This window comes from Paenibacillus sp. FSL R5-0636 (assembly GCF_037974255.1).
Lineage (GTDB): Bacteria > Bacillota > Bacilli > Paenibacillales > Paenibacillaceae > Paenibacillus_AQ > Paenibacillus_AQ odorifer.
Map to the genome: position 1 here is coordinate 1812502 of NZ_CP150232.1, position 21618 is coordinate 1834119.

Below are 21618 nucleotides of genomic sequence, written 5' to 3' on the forward strand. Positions count from 1 at the left end.
AATATTATACAGTGGACGTGTAAAGAGATGTTCTACAATCCAGCGATGGGTTGTGGAACATTTTTTTGTTGGGATAATTTAAAAAAAGAGCAGCCCGCCAGTAAAATACTAAGGTGGGACTGCTCTTGCTTGTTTTAATATTCTTTTCTGCTAAAGGGATTAGATCTTCAGCACAGCGCCGTTACTTGCGTTGGTAACCATTTTGGAGTAACGAGCCAGGTAACCAGTTTTAACTTTAGGTTCGAATTCTTTCCAACCTGTACGACGAACTGCTAATACTTCTTCTTCAACCAGCAATTCAATCTTCCGGTTGTTGAGATCCAGTTCAATGATATCTCCATCCTCAACAAAAGCGATCGGACCGCCTTCAGCTGCTTCTGGAGAGATATGACCGATACTGATTCCGCGGGAAGCCCCCGAGAAACGACCGTCTGTAATCAGACCGACCTTAGCACCCAGCCCCATACCCACGATTTGTGAAGTAGGCGCCAGCATTTCCGGCATTCCAGGTCCGCCCTTAGGACCTTCATAGCGGATAACGACTACATGGCCTTCTTTAACTTTACCGTTGGCGATACCTTCCAGTGCAGCTTCTTGGGAATCAAAGCAGATCGCAGGACCTTTATGATATCCGCCTACTGAAGCATCAACTGCACCAACCTTGATGATAGAACCCTCAGGAGCCAGGTTTCCGTAAAGTACGGCCAGACCGCCTCTTTCGGAGTAAGGGTTGTCGATAGTATGAATTACGGAAGTATCTTGGATCTCGTGTCCGATTACGTTCTCGGCTAATGTTTTGCCGGTAACGGTCATACATTCCCCGAACAGAGCACCTGGTTTCTTCAGCAGTTCATTCAATACAGCACTAACGCCGCCCGCACGGTCCACATCTTCGATAAAGATATCAGAAGCTGGAGCCAGCTTAGCCAGATATGGAACACGGTTTGCAACTTCGTTAATGCGTTCAAGCGGATAATCGATACCTGCTTCTTGAGCTAATGCAAGGGTGTGCAGCACTGTGTTAGTAGAACCACCCATTGCCATATCCAGTGCAAATGCGTTATCAAGTGATTCTTTAGTTACGATATCTCTTGGTTTAAGATCCAGCTTAATCAATTCCATCAGTTGTGTTGCGGATCTGCGAACAAATTCTCTACGCTCATCAGCAACAGCCAAAATTGTACCGTTACCTGGCAATGCCAGTCCAAGTGCTTCTGCAAGGCAGTTCATGGAGTTGGCAGTGAACATTCCGGAACAAGATCCACAGGTTGGACAACCGAATTGTTCTAATTCAAGCAACTCTGCATCGTTGATTTTGCCGACTTGGTGAGCACCAACGCCTTCAAATACCGAGGTCAGAGAGAGCTTGTTACCTTTACTATCTACGCCGGCTTTCATTGGGCCGCCGCTTACGAACATGGTTGGGATGTTAACACGCAGTGCGCCCATCATCATGCCCGGTGTAATTTTATCACAGTTAGGGATGCAGACCATGCCATCGAACCAATGCGCGGAAACTACGGTTTCCAAGGCGTCAGCGATGATCTCGCGGCTTGGCAGTGAATAACGCATGCCGATATGTCCCATAGCAATTCCGTCATCTACGCCGATCGTATTGAATTCAAAAGGAACGCCACCAGCTTCGCGAATCGCTTCCTTAACGATTTTACCGAACTCTTGCAAATGCACATGCCCTGGAACAATATCAATATAGGAATTGCAGACCGCAATAAACGGCTTTCCGAAATCTTCTTCTTTTACTCCGGCTGCTCTCAGGAGACTACGGTGTGGAGCACGGTCAAAGCCTTTTTTAATCATGTCTGAACGCATTTTCTTGGCTGCCATAATGACATTCCCCCCTAAATGAATTTCAATCAAATATAGTGTCGCATTAACGCAATGAACTCCAAAGACCTGCGTATATACGGTTTATAGAAAGAACGGGGACCTGCTTCCTCAATAAGAAAAGCGATGCCGTTTCTATAAAAAAAGCCGCTGTTTTGGTATAAACAGTTACCGCCTAAAATGAACGGAGAAGTCATTGTTATTAGTGAGTCTATCACAAAGAGCACGTTTTTTCTACCGGACAATGTGAAGTTTGTCGATTGACGCAAAGCGTGGGAAGTGGAGGAAAAGCTCATTTTCGAAAGGAAAGTGCTTTATTTGGAAAATGGATCAGGGTTCGGATGTATCTATTTACCACTCTAGACAACTTTAGGAGAGCTGAGTATGATGGGAGTTATTATTTTATGGGAGGTGCTGGAAAATCGGGATTTGTGTATTATTATCGCCGCGGTGGATCGTTTTTACGGGGATGAAAAGCTAAGGAGGGAAAGGGAATGTCACAGCGTACAACTTATTTAAATCCAATTGTAGCAAGCTCAGGAGACCCATGGGTATTCAAACATACCGATGGATATTATTACTTTATGGCCACAAAAGCTAAATGTCTGGAGCTGACGAGATCTAGAACCTTGACCGGCCTTGCGGAGGGCGACAAGAAAGTGATCTGGTCTCCCGAACCGGGGGGCAGCTACAGTTACAATCTGTGGGCGCCGGAAATTCATCATTTGGACAACAAATGGTACATTTACTACACTGCGAATGACGGAGGAGGCGACGATTCACGACGGATTTGCGTGCTGGAGAATGAAGAGGCAAACCCGCTGGAAGGGCAGTGGGTATGGAGAGGTGCTTTGCAGACACCTGTCCCAGGGTTGGATGGAACAGTAATGTCATTGCGGGATCAGCTGTACTTTCTGTATGCGGGATATGGTCATTTCCCTGATTATGGGTCGGCTATTTACATTATGCGAATGAGTAATCCTTGGACCTTGGAAGGGGAACATCACCTGCTTACCGCTCCAACTCTGTCATGGGAGAAGCAAGGTGGCATGGCGATTAACGAAGGTCCGGTAATTTTGCGGCGCAACAATCGTATTTTCATGGTTTATTCGGCAAGTACGACTTGGTCTGAGGATTATGCACTAGGGATGCTCACCATGAGCGAAGCGGCAGATCCTTTGCAACCGCTGTCATGGGAAAAATCAATGTCGCCTGTATTTTGCAAAAGTGTAGAGAACGGGATTTTTGCCACGGGGCACAATAGCTTCACACGATCTCCTGATGGCAAGGAAGATTGGATAGTCTATCATGCGCTTCCTTCCGCTGGAGCGGATGTGTCTTTGCGAGCAACCCGTATCCAGAAATTTGGGTGGAAGGTGGATGGGACACCGGATTTTGGGGTTCCTTGTAGGGATACGCTTGCTCAGACCGTACCGTCGGGAGAATAAGAATAAAACAGAAAAACAAGATTGAAAAGGCCATTTATTACAGAAAAACTGTAATGAATGGCCTTTTCATGTAATGCAGATATTTTTATTCGCTGTCGATAATAATTGACGAAAAACGCCTGTGTTATAAGGGTTTTTTCGCCAAAATACAGGGTGTTTAGTACGTTTTTTTAATAGGTTTGTAGTTGGTGTAGCCATATATTTGTTTGAGAAAAGTTCGTAAGATTACAAAATTATTGTATGAAAGCGTTGACATATGGATTTTGGATGCTTATAATTCGATCTGAGATACAGAAAAACTGTATTAATCAAGGGGAGTTATCTACAGGGCAAAAAGGAGCGTGGTTCCAAGCTTTGGATTTGCTTAAGGCGTTGTGGCAAATATTTTATAGTGGGAGGTTAAGTATGAAGAACAATGCAAAGCGTTTTTTTAGTCTTTTATTTGTGTTAATACTGATCATTTCGACTGTAACAGCATGTAGTGGCAACAGTGCAAACAATGGGGCTGATAACGGTGGCTCCAACAACAAAGAGAACGAGAGCACAGCCAAAGACCCGGTTGAGTTTACAGATATCAGCGCAGACATACGCGGCAATACAGCCCCAACGCAAGAGCAAATCGACGAAGTTAATCATTCCTTGAATGATACATACCTCGGCGACGTTTTCGATGAAGTCATTCCAAATGATTACTCAGCTTATCCTGTTAAAGGTGATGTGGTTCTGGATGTATGGATGCCTGCGAATTCCAATATTCCGGATATGAACAATCATGCTGTCCAGAAGCAGGTGGAGCAATTAACGGGAATCAAAGTAAACTTCATCACGCCGCCAATCGGCCAGGAAGCGGATGCCTTCACGCTGATGATCTCCTCCGGTGAACTGCCTGACATTATCATTGAGCCGGGACGTTATCCGGGAGGTTTTGAAGCGGGCGTAAATGACGGCGCTTATATCGATCTGACAGATCTGATGGAGAAAAATGCTCCGAACTATACGAAGTGGCGCAATTCGGATGAATCAAGAAGAAAAACCACGGTCACGGATGACGGCAAGCTGCTTGGCTTTTATGGCATCGCCCCATATTCAGAGTGGACTTGGTTTGGAACGTTGATTAAGCAAGAGGCGCTGGATAAAACAGGGCTTGAAGTTCCAAATACGATTGATGAATGGCATACCTTCCTGACAAAAGCAAAGGAAGTCGGATACAAAGCACCACTTAATTACGGCTCTACTTACGGCCAGATTTTTACCGGCATCATAAATGGCGCATATGGAGTATGGGATTGGACGTTCCTTGATGAGAATGGCAAAGTGGCCTGGGGGCCAGCACAGCCGAAAGCTAAGGAATATTTGACCACCATGCAGCAATGGAACAAAGAAGGATTACTGAACCCGGACTGGGCAACGGCAGACTTTAACCAGAGAATGGCGAGTGCCATTTCGGGAGATACCGCGATGATGATGGACTCTCCGGATACGATGTGGAGTTATTGGAAAGAGCAAAGCGGTATCGACTTTGTGGGGGCACTGAACCCGGTTCTAAACAAAGGAGATAAGTCCGCAACCACGTACAAAAATTTCAAAAGAGCGGGGATCGAAGCTGCGATCACAACGCAAAGCAAAAATGTAGAAGCGGCAATGGCTTGGCTTGATTTTAATTACAGTAAAAAGGGCTGGGAATTGATTAACTTTGGTGAATACGGCACGGTCCACCTGATTGATGACACGGGAATGCCTTATTATCCAGAGAACAGTTATATCTTTAAAGACCCTGAAGGTCAGCCCGTATCGACAACCTTATGGAAATACCGGATGCACAACTGGCCGGATATCCGGGATGAGCATCATTCCAACCCGCTGATCGCTGCCAAAGGAAGTTATTCGGGAGACATTCGCAAGAATTGGACAGAAAATATGGACACCAGTATGGCTATGCCACCTATTTCCTTTACCAAGGATGAAGCTTCGCGGGAAGCCGAGCTTGGAAACCAGCTGTCGACACTGCGCGGAGAGTATTTTGCAAAAATCATAATGGGAGACCTGCCGGTAGATGCCTATGATAAATTTTTGAAAGAAGCTCAGAGCATGGGACTGGAAGAGTTTTTGAGTATCCATCAGGCAGCCTTAGATCGATATAACAAACGATAGGTGGTTGTTTTATGGAAATGTTACGAAAAAACAGAGCGATAAAGCCCACTCCTCAGGACGCCAAACCTAAAAATACCAAGCTAGTGATTAAGAAGGATTTGAAAAAGAACTGGTTTGTCTATCTGTTGGCCGTCCCTGTTGTAGCATGGTTCCTGATTTTCTGCTACGGGCCGATGTGGGGGGTTATGATCGCCTTCAAGGATTTTAAACCCCTGCTGGGGTTTGGCCAGAGCGAGTGGGTAGGGTTTAAGCACTTTATTGATTTTTTCCAAGGGCCTTATTTCTGGCGGGTCGTTAAAAACACCCTTCTCCTCAATGTTTGGGGGATTGCCTTTGGATTTACAGCCCCGATTATTCTGTCCTTGATGCTGAACGAAATCCGTGGGGTTAAGTTTAAAAAAGTGGTCCAAACGATCACCTATATGCCGCACTTTATTTCCCTGGTGGTGGTATGCGGGATCATTCATATCTTTGCCGCAGATGAAGGGATTATCACGCAAATCCTGCAATTTATTACCGGAAAAGAGTACTCTTCACTGCTCGGCTACTCTTCGTTCTTCCGGCCGATTTATACCTTCTCCGGCATTTGGCAGAGCATCGGCTGGGATAGCATCATCTACCTTGCGGCGATGAGTTCCATCGATACTTCATTATATGAAGCTGCTGAAATTGACGGAGTGGGACGGATTAAAAAAATGTGGCATATTACGCTGCCGCAGATCAGCCCAGTTATCATCATTCTGTTTATTTTTGCCATCGGCGGGTTGATGTCATCCGGGTACGAGAAGATTATCCTGCTGTACAATCCTCTGATCTATGATACGGCGGATGTTATTGCCTCTTATGTTTATCGTCGCGGTTTAAGAGAAGCCAGTCTTAGTTATTCTACGGCTGTGGGCTTGGTCAGCTCAATCGTTAACTTCGGGCTGCTCTGGATGACAAATACAATAGCCAAACGCAGGTCCGAGGTCAGCTTATGGTAAGAAAGAGGGACAGCTATGAAAGATAATTTGCAGCGTAAAACGAAAAAAAGACGAAAACATAAATCCATCGGCGACAGAGTGTTTGACGGCACGCTTTATACTCTGCTGACCGCATTAACCTTGGTGTGTTTTTATCCGATCCTGCATATCCTGTTTGCTTCCGTCAGCGACCCCGGCATGTTGATTGCTCATAAAGGGATTTTGCTGAAACCGCTGGGGTTCACTTTGGATGGCTATAAGCTGGTGTTTAAAGATAACAGTCTGATCAACGGCTATAAAAACACGATTATATATGTAGGGTTAGGCACATTAGTCAACATGATCATGACCATTCTGGGAGCTTATGTATTGTCCAGACGAGGTTTGTATTTTAAAAACTTCATCATGATCCTGATTACAATCACCATGTTCTTTGGTGGCGGGTTGATTCCTTGGTTCTTATTAATGAAGGATATTGGTTTGTACAATAATTTGTGGGCCATGATTTTGCCAAGTGCTTTAAGCACATGGAACATTATTATTTTACGAACTAGCTTTCAAGCCATTCCGCAGGAATTGGAAGAGGCGGCTACTATTGACGGGGCAAGTCAGGCCCATATTTTAACGAATGTGATTCTACCGCTGTCCAAAGCTACGCTGGCCGTAATCTTTTTATACTATTTAGTGGGGAACTGGAACTCATGGTTTAATGCGATGGTGTTGTTGAAGGACAGACAGCTGTTCCCGCTGCAGCTATTAATGAAAGAAATATTAGTAGCTAATGATGCAACCGCAACCTCGATCGGCAGTGCAGGCGGGGTAGTCATCGATAGCGCCCAGAGCCAGACGGCATTCCGCGAGCTGGTTAAGTATTGCGCGATTGTCGTTTCTACGCTTCCTATATTAATGGTATATCCTTTCTTGCAAAAATATTTTGTTAAAGGTGTTTACGTAGGTTCGATTAAAGGATAGCGGGCAAAAAAACAAGTTCATCTTATATAGAAATTATTTAATAGGAGTGAAGTACACCATGTTGACAGAAGCAAGCAGCACATCCGTTCCACGTCCAGAATATCCAAGACCCCAATTTGCCCGTAAGGATTGGCTTAGCCTAAATGGAGAATGGGATTTTACGTTTGATGATGAAGATGTCGGTGAGGAAGAACAATGGTATCGGGCGGACGCAAAGGGTTTATTTTCACGGGTTATTCAAGTGCCCTTTGCGTTTCAGAGCAAGCTGAGCGGAATTGAAGATCCTTCATTTCATGATGTTGTGTGGTATAGAAGAACTTTCGAAGTTCCTGAGGGTTGGAACGGGAAGCGGATTGTCCTCCATTTCGGCGCCGTTGATTATTTGGCAAAAGTCTGGGTGAATGGTCAGCTGGTGGCCGTGCATGAAGGCGGACATACGCCATTTCAGGCCGATATCACTCCTTCGCTGATCAAAGGAAATAATACCATTATACTGCGCGCAGAGGATTTCAGCCGCGATGTCACCTTGCCGCGGGGCAAGCAATATTGGCTGGAACAGTCTGCTGCCATCTTTTATACCCGCACAACCGGAATCTGGCAGAGTGTCTGGCTTGAACCGCTGTCTGCAGTGCATCTGAGTAAAACTATGATGACACCAGATATTGACCGCAATGAAATCCGGCTTCGGACCTTTCTGCAAGGATTTAAGTCTGCTGATCCGCTCAAGCTGCGCATAACGGTATCGTATGACGGTGAAGTGATCGCAGAGGATCAATATATGCTCAAGAATGCAGAGCAGCTGCGGGCTATCGGCTTGGGGGATTTTGCGGATCATGGTCTTGGACGTTTATGGAGCCCTGAGCATCCGAATTTGTATGATATTCAATTCCAATTGCTTCGGAATGAGGAAGTAATTGATGAAGCGGCGAGTTATTTCGGCATGCGCAAGGTGTCGATTGAAAATGGCAAGCTATGCTTGAATAACCGCCCATATTTCCAGAGACTGGTGCTGGATCAGGGGTACTTCCCTGACGGGATACTAACCGCACCTACAGACGAAGAGCTGAAACGTGATGCCCAGCTGACGAAGGAAATGGGCTTTAACGGGGTGAGGAAACATCAGAAGACAGAAGATCCCCGGTTCCTGTATTGGTGTGATAAGCTCGGCCTGCTGGTATGGAGTGAGGCAGCCAATGCTTACGAATATTCCGAGGAGTATGTCCGCCGCTTCACGAAGGAATGGCAGGAGATCATCGAGCGCGACTATAACCATCCTTGTATCGTGACCTGGGTTCCGCTTAATGAGAGTTGGGGGGTTCCCAATGTCCAGATTGATACACGCCAGCAGCAGCACGGATTGGCAATGTATCATTTAACGAAATCCTTGGATGAGATGAGACCTGTTGTGTATAACGATGGGTGGGAGCATATGACTACAGATTTGGTGACTATTCATGACTATGAGAGCCATCAGGAAGTGCTGGAGGATAGATACGCCACGGCTGAATCTTCTGTAAATGCGATGCCGGCCAACCGCAAAATATTTGTCGGTGGAGCTTCGTATCAAGGCCAGCCGATTCTCGTATCCGAGTTTGGTGGAATTGCCTTCAAGAAAAGTGAGTGGGAGGGCTGGGGTTATTCTGGGGCAGAGAACGAAGAGGATTTCCTGATGAAGCTCAAGGCTGTGGTTGACCCGATGTTCACTTCCCCGGTGATCCAAGGTTATTGCTATACCCAGCTGACGGATGTCGAGCAGGAAATCAACGGACTGCTCACCTATGATAGACAGCCCAAAGCTCCGCTTGAAGCGATCCGCAACATCATGATGCATATCAAATAAATAACATTTATTAAAAGGAGTTACACCATGACACAACAAGCAACGCTTCCGCGTCCTGAATATCCCCGCCCTGACTTTGTTCGACCAGAGTGGATCAATCTGAACGGCCAGTGGCAATTCGAAATTGATCATGGCAAAAGTGGGAAGGAACGCGGATACCCTGTTAACGAACATAATTTCTCAGGGACAATTACTGTGCCCTTCTGTCCGGAAAGCAGGCTGTCCGGCGTAGAATACAAAGATTTTATGGCTGCTGTATGGTATAAAAGGGAGTTTACCGTGCCGGAGAACTGGACAAATGGCAGAGTTATCCTTCATTTTGGCGCCGTTGATTATATGGCGGAGGTCTGGGTGAACGGCGTATCCGTAGGTACGCATCGCGGAGGATATACTCCGTTTAGCTTTGATATTACTTCTAATCTTTTAGCGGGCGGTAATGTGATTACTGTATATGCTGAAGACGACGTTCGATCGGGGCGACAGCCGCGGGGCAAGCAGAGTGAACAGTTCCATTCGCACGGCTGCGACTATACACGCACTACAGGAATCTGGCAGACGGTATGGCTTGAGCAAGTGCCTGAGACCTATCTGTCTAATCTGAAAGTTGTCGCTGATCCCGACAATGGCTGTGTGCACCTCGAAATGAAGGTACAAGGGAACGTTGCGGGGGACACGCTTAGCGCTACTGCTCTTTATGGCGGCAAACCCGTCGGGGACAGCAGTGTGATTGTTTCCGGGCCCTCTATAAAACTTACGATTCCACTGTCAGAGATTCACTTATGGGAAGTTGGAAACGCCAGATTGTATGACCTGAAGTTATCCTTGCATTGTCAGGGACGGGAGAGTGATGTGGTCCATTCTTATTTTGGACTCCGCACGGTACGACTGGATGGGATGGCATTCCGGATCAATGGGAAATCCTTATTTCAGCGGTTAGTACTGGATCAAGGTTTTTATCCGGAGGGAATCTATACCGCTCCTACTGATGAAGATCTGCGCAGAGACATCGAAATCTCAATGGGGCTTGGCTTCAATGGCGCGAGACTTCACGAGAAGATCTTTGAGCCGCGTTATCTTTATTGGGCTGACCAATTAGGTTATCTTGTCTGGGGAGAACATGCCAATTGGGGGCTGAATATTACTGGAGCGGATAGCCTGTCTCACTTCCTGCCGGAATGGCTCGAAGGTATGCAGCGTGATTTCAATCATCCCGCGCTGATCGGCTGGTGCCCTTTTAATGAGACCTGGGATCGGGACGGTGTGAAGCAGCATAACGCCGTGCTACAGATTGTTTACGACGTAACAAAACGTATGGATCCAACACGTCCCGTAATTGATACAAGCGGTAACTTCCATGTGGCTACAGATATCTTCGATCTTCATGACTATGACCAGAATCCGCAGACGTTCCGGGACAGATATGAACCGATGAAGCATGGCGGCGAAGTATTCAATACCTTCCCGGATCGCCAAACGTATGAAGGTCAACCTTACTTCATCAGCGAATATGGCGGAATTTGGTGGAACCCACAGCAGAAAGATGAAAAATCATGGGGGTATGGGGACAGACCGACCTCAGAGCAAATGTTTATCGAACGCTACGAGGGGTTGACGAATGTTCTATTAGATCATCCGCTGATGTTTGGATTCTGCTATACCCAGCTGTACGATGTGGAGCAGGAAGTTAATGGACTGTATACTTATGACAGACAGCCGAAGTTCGATCCTGACCGTATCCGCCGCATCAATGCACGGAAGGCTGCAATTGAAGATTAGAGGCGCTACGTAACTATTCATTCGAAAGGAATGTGATAGATTATGAAAGTGAATTTCCGGCAAAAATGTCTGGTCGCCTTAAGTGTTCTTCTTATTCTTCCAATGGGGAAGGTGACCCTTGCAGTCTCTGATCATAATGACTTTTACAACGTGGTTATGCAGGACGGGGCGGACCCATGGGTGTATAAACATACAGATGGCTTCTATTATTTCACCAAAACAACAGGTGGCAATGTTACTCTCTGGAAGTCAGCCCAGTTGACCACTATTGATGCAGCGCCTACTAAAGTTATCAACACGGGCGGTAGCGGCATCTGGGCGCCTGAGCTACATTATATAAACGGAGCTTGGTATATCTACTATGCGATGGACGACGGAGATAACGTAAACCACCGCATGTATGTAATGGAGAACACAGCGGCAGACCCGATGCAGGGAACTTGGCAGTACAAAGGCCAGATCACAGATTCAAGCAATAAGTGGGCTATAGACGGTACTGTGCTGCAAGTGAACGGCGAGCTGTATTTTATCTGGTCCGGCTGGGAGGGGAATGTTAATGTGCGGCAGAATCTCTATATCGCGCATATGAGTAATCCCTGGACCATTGATTCCGAACGCGTAGAAATTTCAAGACCAACGTATAGCTGGGAAACGAATCATTCCCCAAATGTGAATGAAGGACCGCAGGTGATTATAAATGGAGAAGTCATTAGTTTGGTCTACTCGGCAAGTGGAAGCTGGACTAATGATTATTGTCTGGGACTGATCACCGCAGACATCTCCAGTGATCTGTTGAATCCGGCATCATGGAATAAACGCAATCAGCCTATCTTTTCCTCAGGCAATGGACTTTACGGACCTGGACACCATTCGTTTACTAAGTCTCCTGACGGCCAAGAGGATTGGATCATGTACCATGTCGCCAAATACAACAACGCTGGCTGGAACCGCGAGGTACGGATGCAGAAATTCAGCTGGAATGCTGATCATACACCTAATCTGGGCATTCCCGTTGACCCTAATCTTCCTATAACTTTGCCTTCAGGTGAAAACATGCATACCCGCTACGAAGCGGAAAAAGGGACATTTGGCGGCGATGCCTATGCCTCTTCGAGTCCCAAGGGCTCGGGTGGGCTTAAGGCGGGTCATATTGATACGCCGGACAGTTACGTAGAATTTTCGGTTGATGCGGCAGCCGCAGGCGAGTATATTCTTTTGGCTCGAACGGCGAATGGAACGGCTGGCGGGAATTGGTCGAATTTTCAGCTTAGTGTCAATGCAGGACCTTCCGGACCATTCTATATCACCAATAAAGGGTGGGAGAATTGGGGGCTGTCCACAGCCCGGATTCAACTGAAGGCAGGCATAAACAAGCTTCGTTTTACCAAAGGCGAAGGTTACGGAGAAATTGATTTCATTGATATTAAGCCATTGTGAATCGAACAAACCTAAGAGACCTACGAGATGGCTTCCGGTTTTCCGGAGGTCATTTCTAGGTGAAAGGGCCTGTAGTTGTAATTGTTTTTCATCTCATTAAGAAGTAAGATTAGGATAATTATTAGGATACAAGGAGAGCTGATTTGTGCTGGAACTTAGCTTAAACGACCCGGAAAAATTAGTCACAGTAACGCATGCTTTATCAACCCGTTCTAGGGTTGATATACTTCGGCTCTTAAACTCCAAAAACTTAAATATTATTGAAATCGCTGAGAGGCTGAAGCTTCCAGTGTCGACGGTAGCAAGCAATATTAAAGTATTAGAAGCAGCAGAGTTAATTCATACAGAATTGCTTCCGGCTTCACGCGGGGCGATGAAAGTTTGCAGCCGGAATTATGATGATCTTCATATTGCCTTGAATTTAAAAGAGCCGATGCCAAAGGGATTAACTCATGTCTATGAAGTAGAGATGCCGATCGGTCATTATAGCGACTGTGAGGTATCTCCTACTTGCGGAATGGCTAATAGCGAGGGTCTTATTATCAAAGAAGATGAACCGTCGAGCTTTTATCACCCTAAACATGTCAACGCTCAGCTGATCTGGCTCCGCAAAGGATTCCTGGAATATTTGCTGCCTATGGATATCCCCTCCGGAGCACAAATTGAATCGCTGGAATTATCCATGGAGATCTGTTCGGAAGCTCCGAATTATGACCAGAACTGGCCTTCGAACATTTCCGTGTGGGTGAATGGATCGGAGATCGGCATGTGGACCAGTCCCGGTGATTTCGGTGACCGGCGGGGCAAGCTGAATCCGAACTGGTGGTGGGATGGATCCACACAATACGGGTTTCTCAAGACCTGGCGTGTTGACCATGAAAAGACGACACTTGATATGGAGAAGGTGTCGAATGTTTCCTTAAATGATCTTCTGATTAACCGGAGCCCCAAATTGCGGCTGCGCATTGGAATCAACCCTGATGCAGTTCATCAAGGCGGACTTAACCTGTTCGGGCGTCAGTTTGGCGATTATGAACAACATATTATGATGAAGGTGAAATATACCATGGACCAGGATGAAGTAGAACTTTAGCTTAGGAGATGAACAAAGCAAGGCGGTTCCTCGGAAACGAATCTTCGTATCCAGGGAACCGCCTTGCTTTGTTTGTTCTGGATGTAAAATCAGAGTGTGCGGCGTAGGGCGGCACGCTGAAGGGTGATCATCCAGTCAACGGACGGCTCAACCAGCGGGTGAAAGAGCCGTTTAACTGACGGCTGAGCCAGCAATACGGTGAATAATACGGCGGTGAGCAGCAGGACTACTGCCCCAGCAGCATTGCCAATATAGGTGTAAATCCCAGAAACGGCAGCCAGACGAACGATAAAACCATGAAGCAGGAAGACATACAACGTGCGGCGTCCCCAGTCGGTCATGCGGCTCGCTCCGTAAGGTACAAGACCGAGGAAAGCGAGTGAAGCGACAATTTGTAGTCCGTACAGTCCCAGGCGGTATACGCCTGCATACCATACATTGGCATCAAGCTGCATATAGGTCATGTTGCCATATAACCAGCCAAAGGGAAATCCTGCTCCCCATGTAGCCATGATGGCAAGGAGTAGAACGGAGGCTGCTGCTGCAAAGATTTTGATATATTTCTGATAGAGCTTGACGAAGGTTTCGAAGGAGAAATGATAGCCGATAATGAAGAAAGGCAAATATACAAAGGTACGGCTGATGCTAAACCATACACCGTCCAGCTGGAGATATCCCACAGCCACCCCCGCTGTTACAGCGAAGAGGAGCTTAGCGGTTATTGACCATCTGCTCATTCCGAGCATCAGGAGGCGCCAGCAGGCATGACTGGCCAGAAACCATAGGAGCAGATAGGGTGCGAAAATGGAATGCTGGATGTTGCTTACATGAAAGAGGGAAACGTCGAGTGCGGAATATAAGCTTTGAAAAATGAGGTATTGCAATCCAATTTGCAGCAGCATTTTGCGGCCGGTAGTTCCGGCAAGGCTTTTTCTGGCGAAATAGCCGGTCACCAGTACGAACAGCGGCATGTGAAAGCTGAAAATCCACATATATAATCCGTGTATTCCGCTCATTTTGTTAATCAGAGGTTCAATTGCATTACCGGCAAAAACAGTGATAATAAGCATAAAACGCAGGTTGAGAAAAAAGGTTTCTCCGCGCGTTTCCAGCGAGTTTTCCCCTACCATGATTTAGCCTCCAAATTATGCTGTATGCAAATTAATTTAATTTTAAAATACTAGATTTTCTTTGATTTAATTGTGAATTAAGTCACAATAGAAAGCGTTATCATGTGTGCGAAATGTGGCGATGTGTTGAAGGTTGTTAGAATAGAGGGATTCCACTATAATTTTTATATGCATTAACATCTGGGAGTGGAACATGTTGAAGAGAAGAATAACTAAGCGTCGCGTCGCTATTTTTGTATTGATTATTTTAGTTGTAGCTGGGTTGCTGATATGGAAGTATTTAACGCCATATGCACCGGCTCAAGAAGCCGAAACCGCACTGATTTCAAGTGGTGGAGTTACCGTCGAACAGAATGATAATTGGATTTCGTTCGAACCTTCCATTACTAAAGGCGCCTCGATTATATTTTATCCTGGGGCTTTGGTTAAACCGGAAGCTTACTCCCCTCTTGCGAAGAGCGTCGCTGCTGCAGGGCATCCCTTCTACATCGCCAAAATGCCGTTTAATTTAGCCGTAACGAAGGGGGATGCCGCAGAAGAGATTATTCGTGTACATCCGAAGCAATCTTTTGTGCTGGGTGGACATTCACTTGGGGGTGTCATGGCCTCACGTTACGCAATTGAGCATACGGACCAGCTGGAAGGTGTATTTTTCTTAGCCTCTTATCCAGATGAAAAGGGCAGTCTACGAGAGACTACTTTGTCAGTGTTATCGGTTGTGGGTACTGAGGATCAAGTGATTGACAGAGACAGCTACAACAAAGGGCGCTCCTATCTGCCAGATAATACAGTTTATAGTTCAATTGTAGGTGGGAATCATGCGCAATTTGGCAGCTACGGGCCTCAGAAGGGGGACGGCGAAGCCACAATATCCGAGCAAGAGCAGCAGGGTCGCACAGTAAGTGCCCTGTTGGATTGGCTGGGAAATTTGAGGTAGTTACGGGTCATTCAACAGAGGGAGGAAACAATTCATGCCAGTATTACACATTAACGATGAATGCGTTCCCTGCTCTGGAATATTGTTTGATAAAGACGGGACATTACTCGATCTATTAGCCACCTGGGGGAATTGGGCGGAGCTTGTGCTGCGCGGACTGGAAGATCAACTAGCGATCATGGGAGCGGGATTTATTGTAGAGCGCAGCAAGGTGCTGGGTACGCAACATGATCCGCAAGGGAAGTTAATAGGGTACGACCCGGCGGGGCCGCTTACTATGGCTACAGAGGAAGAAAGTTACGGTGTACTCGCGTGGCAGCTATATGCAGCAGGAGTTCCTTGGAATGAAGCGCTGACCCGTGTGAAAAGCATAACTAAAAACGCGATGTATGAATTACGCCGACGCCGTATGGCACAGCCTTTAGCGGGACTTCATTCTTTTTTGGAGCAATGCTCTGCGGCATCCCTTAAGCTTGGCGTGGTTACCTCCGACGGGGCAAAGACCACCGGTGAGCATTTGGAATGGCTTAATGTGGCAGGCTATTTTGATTCGGTAGTTACTAGGGACAGGGTAAAAAACGGAAAACCCGCTCCTGAAATGGCTGAATTGGCCTGCCGGGAGCTAGGGCTTTCGCCTGAAGAGACGATTATTATTGGGGACAGTAATGCCGATATGCAATTAGGTAAAGGTGCAGGGCTTCGCCTCGCAATTGGGATTTCCGCCAGTGGTGATGGGGAGCACCTTATAGACGCAGATGTAATCATTTCCGGTTTTAATGAGCTTCGGATCACTTACTGATCAGCTAATAAAAGGAAAGGATGTGCTACTTAGCATGGATCAATTGCAGACACTTGCTTCTTGGATCAAAGAAAGTGACAACATCGTTTTTTTCGGAGGGGCGGGTACGTCGACAGAGAGTGGAATTCCCGATTTCCGCTCCGCAGCTGGATTATATCAAACTCAGCACAATTCACCTTATCCACCTGAAGTGATGCTGAGCCGCACTTTTTTCATGTCCTCACCGGACATTTTTTTTGATTTTTACCGCAGTAAAATGATTCATCCAGAGGCCCGTCCGAATGGTGCGCACCAGCTACTAGCGGAATTGGAACAGCAGGGGAAGCTGAAGGCGGTGATTACGCAAAATATTGACGGCCTGCACCAGCAGGCGGGTAGCCGTAGTGTACTTGAGCTGCATGGTTCGATCCATCGCAACTATTGTATGGACTGCTCACGGTATTACGGGCTGGATCAACTGCTGGAAATGACTGAGATCGTTCCTCGCTGCCCGGAATGTGGCGGAATTATCAAGCCGGATGTGGTTTTATATGAAGAAGAATTGGATCATTCCGTGCTTATGGGCTCTGTCGCAGCGATTGCCTCTGCAGATATGCTTATTATTGGTGGAACCTCGCTAACGGTTCAGCCTGCGGCCAGTTTGGTGACTTATTTCCGTGGCAAACGTACGGTGCTGCTAAACGGAGATCCCACACCTTATGATGACCGGGCGGATCTGCTGATTACAGATCGAATTGGAAAAGTAATGGGCAGTGTCAAGGATCTATTAAGCTAGATGGAAAAAGCTGTCCTTTGGTTTCTCTTGCCAGATTATTATTACGCTCAGAAGTTTAAAGATAAGGTAGGCTCACAACAGCGTGTAATGAGAGGCAGGGATAAGCAATGGTATATGTAGCAGACGATAAACGGTATGACAACATGCGTTATAATCGTTGCGGGAACTCAGGTCTCAAGCTCCCAGCAATCTCATTAGGATTATGGCAGAATTTTGGTGGGATCGATAATTACGAGAACGGCAGAGAAATGATCACTCGTGCTTTTGATCTTGGAATTACCCATTTTGATCTGGCCAATAACTATGGTCCACCAGCTGGTTCAGCAGAAGAGCTGTTCGGTAAAGTTCTTGCCAATGATATGTTTCCTTATCGTGATGAAATAGTGATCTCTACAAAAGCAGGGTATAACATGTGGCCCGGCCCTTATGGTGAATGGGGTTCGCGTAAATATATGCTGGCTAGTCTGGATCAGAGCCTGAAACGGCTAGGCCTAGATTATGTTGATATTTATTACTCTCATCGTCCAGACCCGGAAACACCGCTTGAAGAAACCATGCAGGCGCTGGATTATGCGGTACGTTCTGGCAAAGCTTTATATATAGGACTATCCAACTATAATGCGGAGCAGACGGCTGAAGCCCTCAGCATTCTAAAAAGCCTGGGCACACCGCTCTTAATCCATCAGCCTAGTTATTCTATGCTCGATCGTTGGATTGAGGGCGGCTTACAGGATGTACTGGAACAAAGTGGTGTAGGAAGCATCGCTTTTACACCCCTGGCTGAAGGTTTGTTAACCAACAAATACTTGAATGGTATTCCAGAGGGATCAAGGGCTGCCAAGCCGTCTGCCGCCTTGAATGAGAGCCGGATTACACCGGAGGTGCAGCGGAGGATTCGCGCACTTAATCAGCTTGCAGTTTCGCGAGGACAGAGTCTGGCTCAGTTTGCACTGGCTTGGACACTCCGGGGGGGCAAGGTTACTTCTGCCCTAATTGGAGCAAGCAGAGTGGATCAGATTGAAGAGAATATAGCTGCTTTAGCTAAGCCTGATTTCAGTCCAGAGGAGTTAGAGCGGATTGAAACGATTCTAAAGACAGAACTATAGCGTATTGAACACATTAACAGCCCGGTTCCTTAAGTTAAGGAAGACGGGCTGTTGTTGTAAGGTGGATTTATAAATTAAAGGTCAAACTAACGTTCAGGTTTCTCTGCTTGTCTCGTTGTAGTCATCCGGTAAGCCGTCGGTGACTGGGCACAAAACCGTTTGAATTGGCGAGAGAAGTATAAAGCATCGGTGAGCCCCACGGATGCTGCTACCTGTTCCACGGACAGCTCCGGTCGTTCACGCAGCAGCTGTCTGGACTTTTCAATACGCAGCTTCAGCAAGTAGGTCACCGGAGATAATCCGGTCTCTTGCTTAAATACACGGGACAGGTAGGCTCGATTATAACCCAGCGTATCACACATTTGTTCAATAGAGACCGGGTGCGCATATTGAGAAGCCATATAGTGGATCATTTGCTTCACAGTACGCTTAACCTGTGATTCTGTTCCGGGAAGACGGGAGAAGGAAGAGAGCAAATCAGCTGCCTCGCCGACAATGAGATAGAGATACCCAAGCGAAGTAAGATGGGCACTTTCTTTGTTGGCGTTGAAGGCTTGCATGATGCTGGACAGGGCACCTGGAATGAGGCTTTCACCTGTTGTGGTCACCACGGGTTGTTGTGGTGTGAACCCCGTCTGCAGCACCAGATCGTCAGCTTCGCTGCCAGTAAATGCTGCCCAGCGATAGCACCAGGGCTGATCTTTATCAGAGACGTAACTGACTAATTGTCCCGGATGGATCAAGAAGCAGTCTCCTTTACCCAACTCATATTTATGATGTTCTGTACGGAAAACGCCCGAGCCAGATTCTATGAAATGCAGCAAATAATAATCATAGATCTTAGGTCCAGCTTGATGCATGGGCAGGGTCTGACTCTGGCCGGCAAACAGTACATGAAGGTTCTGTTTATCGTAATACACTGGATTGGATCCTACGGAATAAGTATGCTCCATTTGGGATAGCCTTTCTTGTGTTAATGTCATTTAATGGCTTATAGTTTAGAGAGTAACAGTAATATATGTAATTATTATATTATGGGAAGTCACATTTATCCATACATTACACACATGATTGCATTATCAGAGGATGAATGAATCTATTATAATGAGTACATAAAGAACGCTTTACTAATTCCCACTGGCTGAAGCAGCGAAAGGATGGAGTGGCATTAATGAGCATACAGGAACTTAATAACAAATTTATTGAAAAATATGGGGTGAGCGGGGAAGAGGCTAAGGTGTTTTATGCACCAGGTCGTGTCAATCTCATCGGGGAGCACTTGGATTATAACGGGGGGTATGTACTTCCCGCAGCTTTGGAATTCGGTACAACGCTGATTGTGCGTCCACGTAGTGACAGCAAAGTGAATTTTGCATCGACTAATTTTCCTTACGAAGCTTCTATTGATTATAGCGAAATTGGCAAGTCCAAAACTGGTGAATGGATTGACTATCCGATTGGGGTAATGGTTGAGCTGGATAAGAAAAGCACCCCGGTATCCAAAGGGTACGATCTGCTGTTCCATGGCGATATTCCGAATGGAGCAGGCTTGTCCTCCTCGGCATCTCTTGAAGTCGTTACTGCTTATGCGTTCCTGACTCTCGAAGGCGGCGATACAGACACTGTTGAGATTGCACTTTTGTCCCAGCGTGCGGAGAATCAGTACGTAGGTGTAAACTCCGGAATTATGGATCAGTTCGCAGTTGCTAACGGCAAACGCGATCATGCAATCCTGCTGATGTGCGACACACTTGAGTACAATTTGGTACCATTCATCACAGGTTCATACAAATTGGTTATCGGCAACACGAACAAACGCAGAGGGCTTGTAGATTCCAAGTACAATGAACGTCGTCAGCAGTGTGATGAGGCATTGGCTATTTTGCAAAAAGAAGTGCCTTCGCTAGCTTATCTGGCACAGCTCAATCGTGAACAGTTCGAAGCACATCAAGATAAAATCACAGACGAAATTGTAAGACGCCGCGCTCGCCATGTCGTGGAAGAGAATCAACGCGTGCTGGATTCCGTTGAGGTATTAAAAAACAATGATCTGAAGCAGTTTGGACAGTTCATGAATGATTCGCATGCGTCCTTGCGCGATTTGTATGAAGTTAGCTGTGCAGAGCTTGATATTATGGTTGAAGAAGCTGGACGTATCCCAGGTACACTCGGTTCCCGTATGACTGGCGCGGGTTTCGGAGGTTGTACAGTATCTTTGGTACATGAAGATGATATAGAACGTTTTATTCGTGAAGTTGGTGAAGCCTATACCACAAGATCTGGTTTGGTTGGCGAGTTCTACGTTTGCGGCATCGGTAATGGTGTCCAAGAATTGAAGGGAGTGTAATCAGATGGCGATTTTAGTAACAGGTGGAGCAGGGTATATTGGGTCTCATACTGTAGCGGAGCTGCTGGATCGTGGCGAAGAAGTGGTGGTCATCGACAATCTGCTAACAGGGCATCGTGAGGCGTTGCTGGGTGGCAAGCTGTACGAAGGTGATCTGCGTGATAAAGAACTGCTGGGTAAGCTGTTCGCTGAAAATGAGATTGAAGCGGTTATCCATTTTGCCGCAAGCTCGCTGGTCGGAGAAAGCATGAAGGACCCTGTAAAATATTACGACAACAATGTATATGGTACACAGTGTCTTTTGGAAGCTATGCAAAAAGCTGGCGTAAACAAGATCGTATTCTCGTCCACAGCTGCAACCTACGGCGAACCGGAAAAGGTGCCGATTGAAGAAACAGACCGCACTGAACCGGCCAATGTGTATGGAGAAACTAAGCTGACCATGGAACGGATGATGGCTTGGTTTGATAAAGTACTGGGCATCAAATATGTAGCATTGCGTTACTTCAATGCAGCTGGCGCACATGCCAGTGGCAAAATCGGTGAAGACCATCGTCCAGAAAGTCATTTGGTGCCGCTGGTATTGCAAACGGCTTTGAAGCAACGTGACAGTATCGCTGTTTTCGGAGATGACTATCCTACAGAAGACGGTACTTGTGTGCGCGACTACATCCATGTCAGCGATCTGGCTGACGCCCATGTCCGTGCGGTAACTTACCTGCGCAGCGGAAGCAGCAGCAATATTTTCAACCTGGGCAATGGACTTGGATTCTCGGTAAAACAGGTGATTGAAACGGCGAAGAAGGTTACTGGACTTGAAATTCCTGTAGTCATTCAAGAACGCCGTGCCGGCGATCCTGCTGTGCTGGTAGCTTCCTCCGACAAAGCGCGTAGCGTCCTTGGATGGAACCCGCAGCATGCAGATTTGGAAGATATCATTCAAAGTGCATGGAACTGGCACTCTGCCAATCCGCAAGGATACGGAGAATAAGGGACTTTA

At 46.6% G+C, this 21618-nt stretch carries 17 protein-coding genes; 14 read left to right on the forward strand and 3 right to left on the reverse strand.

All coding sequences use genetic code 11. The features are described 5' to 3' along the window. Positions 1 to 159: 159 nt before the first annotated feature. Positions 160 to 1845 carry a dihydroxy-acid dehydratase gene (gene ilvD, locus MKX34_RS07885; protein WP_036680967.1) on the reverse strand — a complete coding sequence of 562 codons (1686 nt, stop codon included), beginning with the start codon at positions 1843 to 1845 and terminating at the stop codon, positions 160 to 162. Positions 1846 to 2339: 494 nt separating this feature from the next. On the opposite strand from ilvD, the gene MKX34_RS07890 reads away from it, so the two are divergent. The 8 genes from MKX34_RS07890 to MKX34_RS07925 all read left to right on the forward strand — a co-directional run bounded on the left by MKX34_RS07890 (position 2340) and on the right by MKX34_RS07925 (position 13524). Beyond that, entirely contained in the window at positions 2340 to 3293 is a 954-nt protein-coding gene (locus MKX34_RS07890; protein WP_036680969.1) for a glycoside hydrolase family 43 protein, read from the forward strand. Between the two features lie 405 nt (positions 3294 to 3698). Further along, positions 3699 to 5444 (forward strand): extracellular solute-binding protein, encoded by a 1746-nt coding sequence (locus MKX34_RS07895; protein ID WP_036680971.1) that lies wholly within the window; start codon positions 3699 to 3701, stop codon positions 5442 to 5444. An 11-nt stretch (positions 5445 to 5455) separates the two neighbouring features. Then, on the forward strand, positions 5456 to 6427 hold the full coding sequence (locus MKX34_RS07900) for an ABC transporter permease subunit (protein WP_038569527.1): 972 nt from the start codon (positions 5456 to 5458) through the stop codon (positions 6425 to 6427). 15 nt (positions 6428 to 6442) lie between these two features. After that, a complete protein-coding gene (locus MKX34_RS07905; protein ID WP_036680976.1) occupies positions 6443 to 7378 on the forward strand; it encodes a carbohydrate ABC transporter permease in 936 nt (311 codons plus the stop codon). A gap of 58 nt (positions 7379 to 7436) precedes the next feature. Continuing rightward, entirely contained in the window at positions 7437 to 9218 is a 1782-nt protein-coding gene (locus MKX34_RS07910; protein ID WP_076104927.1) for a glycoside hydrolase family 2, read from the forward strand. 27 nt (positions 9219 to 9245) lie between these two features. Then, on the forward strand, positions 9246 to 10994 hold the full coding sequence (locus tag MKX34_RS07915; protein WP_076104928.1) for a sugar-binding domain-containing protein: 1749 nt from the start codon (positions 9246 to 9248) through the stop codon (positions 10992 to 10994). 42 nt (positions 10995 to 11036) lie between these two features. After that, positions 11037 to 12431 carry a family 43 glycosylhydrolase gene (locus tag MKX34_RS07920; protein WP_076104929.1) on the forward strand — a complete coding sequence of 465 codons (1395 nt, stop codon included), beginning with the start codon at positions 11037 to 11039 and terminating at the stop codon, positions 12429 to 12431. Between the two features lie 145 nt (positions 12432 to 12576). Further along, the gene (locus tag MKX34_RS07925; protein ID WP_036680981.1) at positions 12577 to 13524 is read left to right on the forward strand and encodes an ArsR family transcriptional regulator; all 948 of its coding nucleotides are present in this window, start codon (positions 12577 to 12579) and stop codon (positions 13522 to 13524) included. A gap of 89 nt (positions 13525 to 13613) precedes the next feature. Here the strand turns inward: MKX34_RS07925 and MKX34_RS07930 are convergent, their stop codons facing one another. Continuing rightward, positions 13614 to 14654: a fucose 4-O-acetylase gene (locus tag MKX34_RS07930; protein WP_036680982.1), complete on the reverse strand. Its 1041-nt coding sequence runs from the start codon at positions 14652 to 14654 to the stop codon at positions 13614 to 13616. 193 nt (positions 14655 to 14847) lie between these two features. Between MKX34_RS07930 and MKX34_RS07935 the strand changes: the two genes are divergently transcribed. From MKX34_RS07935 to mgrA, 4 genes are all read left to right on the forward strand, one after another. Next, the gene (locus tag MKX34_RS07935) at positions 14848 to 15591 is read left to right on the forward strand and encodes an alpha/beta hydrolase (protein WP_076272353.1); all 744 of its coding nucleotides are present in this window, start codon (positions 14848 to 14850) and stop codon (positions 15589 to 15591) included. A gap of 34 nt (positions 15592 to 15625) precedes the next feature. Further along, positions 15626 to 16390, forward strand: a complete 765-nt coding sequence (locus MKX34_RS07940; RefSeq protein ID WP_036680986.1) for an HAD-IA family hydrolase — start codon at positions 15626 to 15628, stop codon at positions 16388 to 16390. A gap of 34 nt (positions 16391 to 16424) precedes the next feature. Further along, a complete protein-coding gene (locus MKX34_RS07945; RefSeq protein WP_076104932.1) occupies positions 16425 to 17165 on the forward strand; it encodes an NAD-dependent protein deacylase in 741 nt (246 codons plus the stop codon). Positions 17166 to 17272: 107 nt separating this feature from the next. Continuing rightward, positions 17273 to 18271 (forward strand): L-glyceraldehyde 3-phosphate reductase, encoded by a 999-nt coding sequence (gene mgrA / locus MKX34_RS07950; protein ID WP_036680989.1) that lies wholly within the window; start codon positions 17273 to 17275, stop codon positions 18269 to 18271. Between the two features lie 86 nt (positions 18272 to 18357). Here mgrA and MKX34_RS07955 read toward each other — a convergent pair whose 3' ends face one another. Further along, a complete protein-coding gene (locus MKX34_RS07955; protein ID WP_036680991.1) occupies positions 18358 to 19224 on the reverse strand; it encodes an AraC family transcriptional regulator in 867 nt (288 codons plus the stop codon). Positions 19225 to 19442: 218 nt separating this feature from the next. Between MKX34_RS07955 and MKX34_RS07960 the strand changes: the two genes are divergently transcribed. Continuing rightward, positions 19443 to 20618: a galactokinase gene (locus MKX34_RS07960; RefSeq protein ID WP_076297607.1), complete on the forward strand. Its 1176-nt coding sequence runs from the start codon at positions 19443 to 19445 to the stop codon at positions 20616 to 20618. Between the two features lie 4 nt (positions 20619 to 20622). Further along, positions 20623 to 21609, forward strand: a complete 987-nt coding sequence (gene galE, locus MKX34_RS07965) for a UDP-glucose 4-epimerase GalE (protein WP_036680993.1) — start codon at positions 20623 to 20625, stop codon at positions 21607 to 21609. Positions 21610 to 21618: the final 9 nt, after the last annotated feature.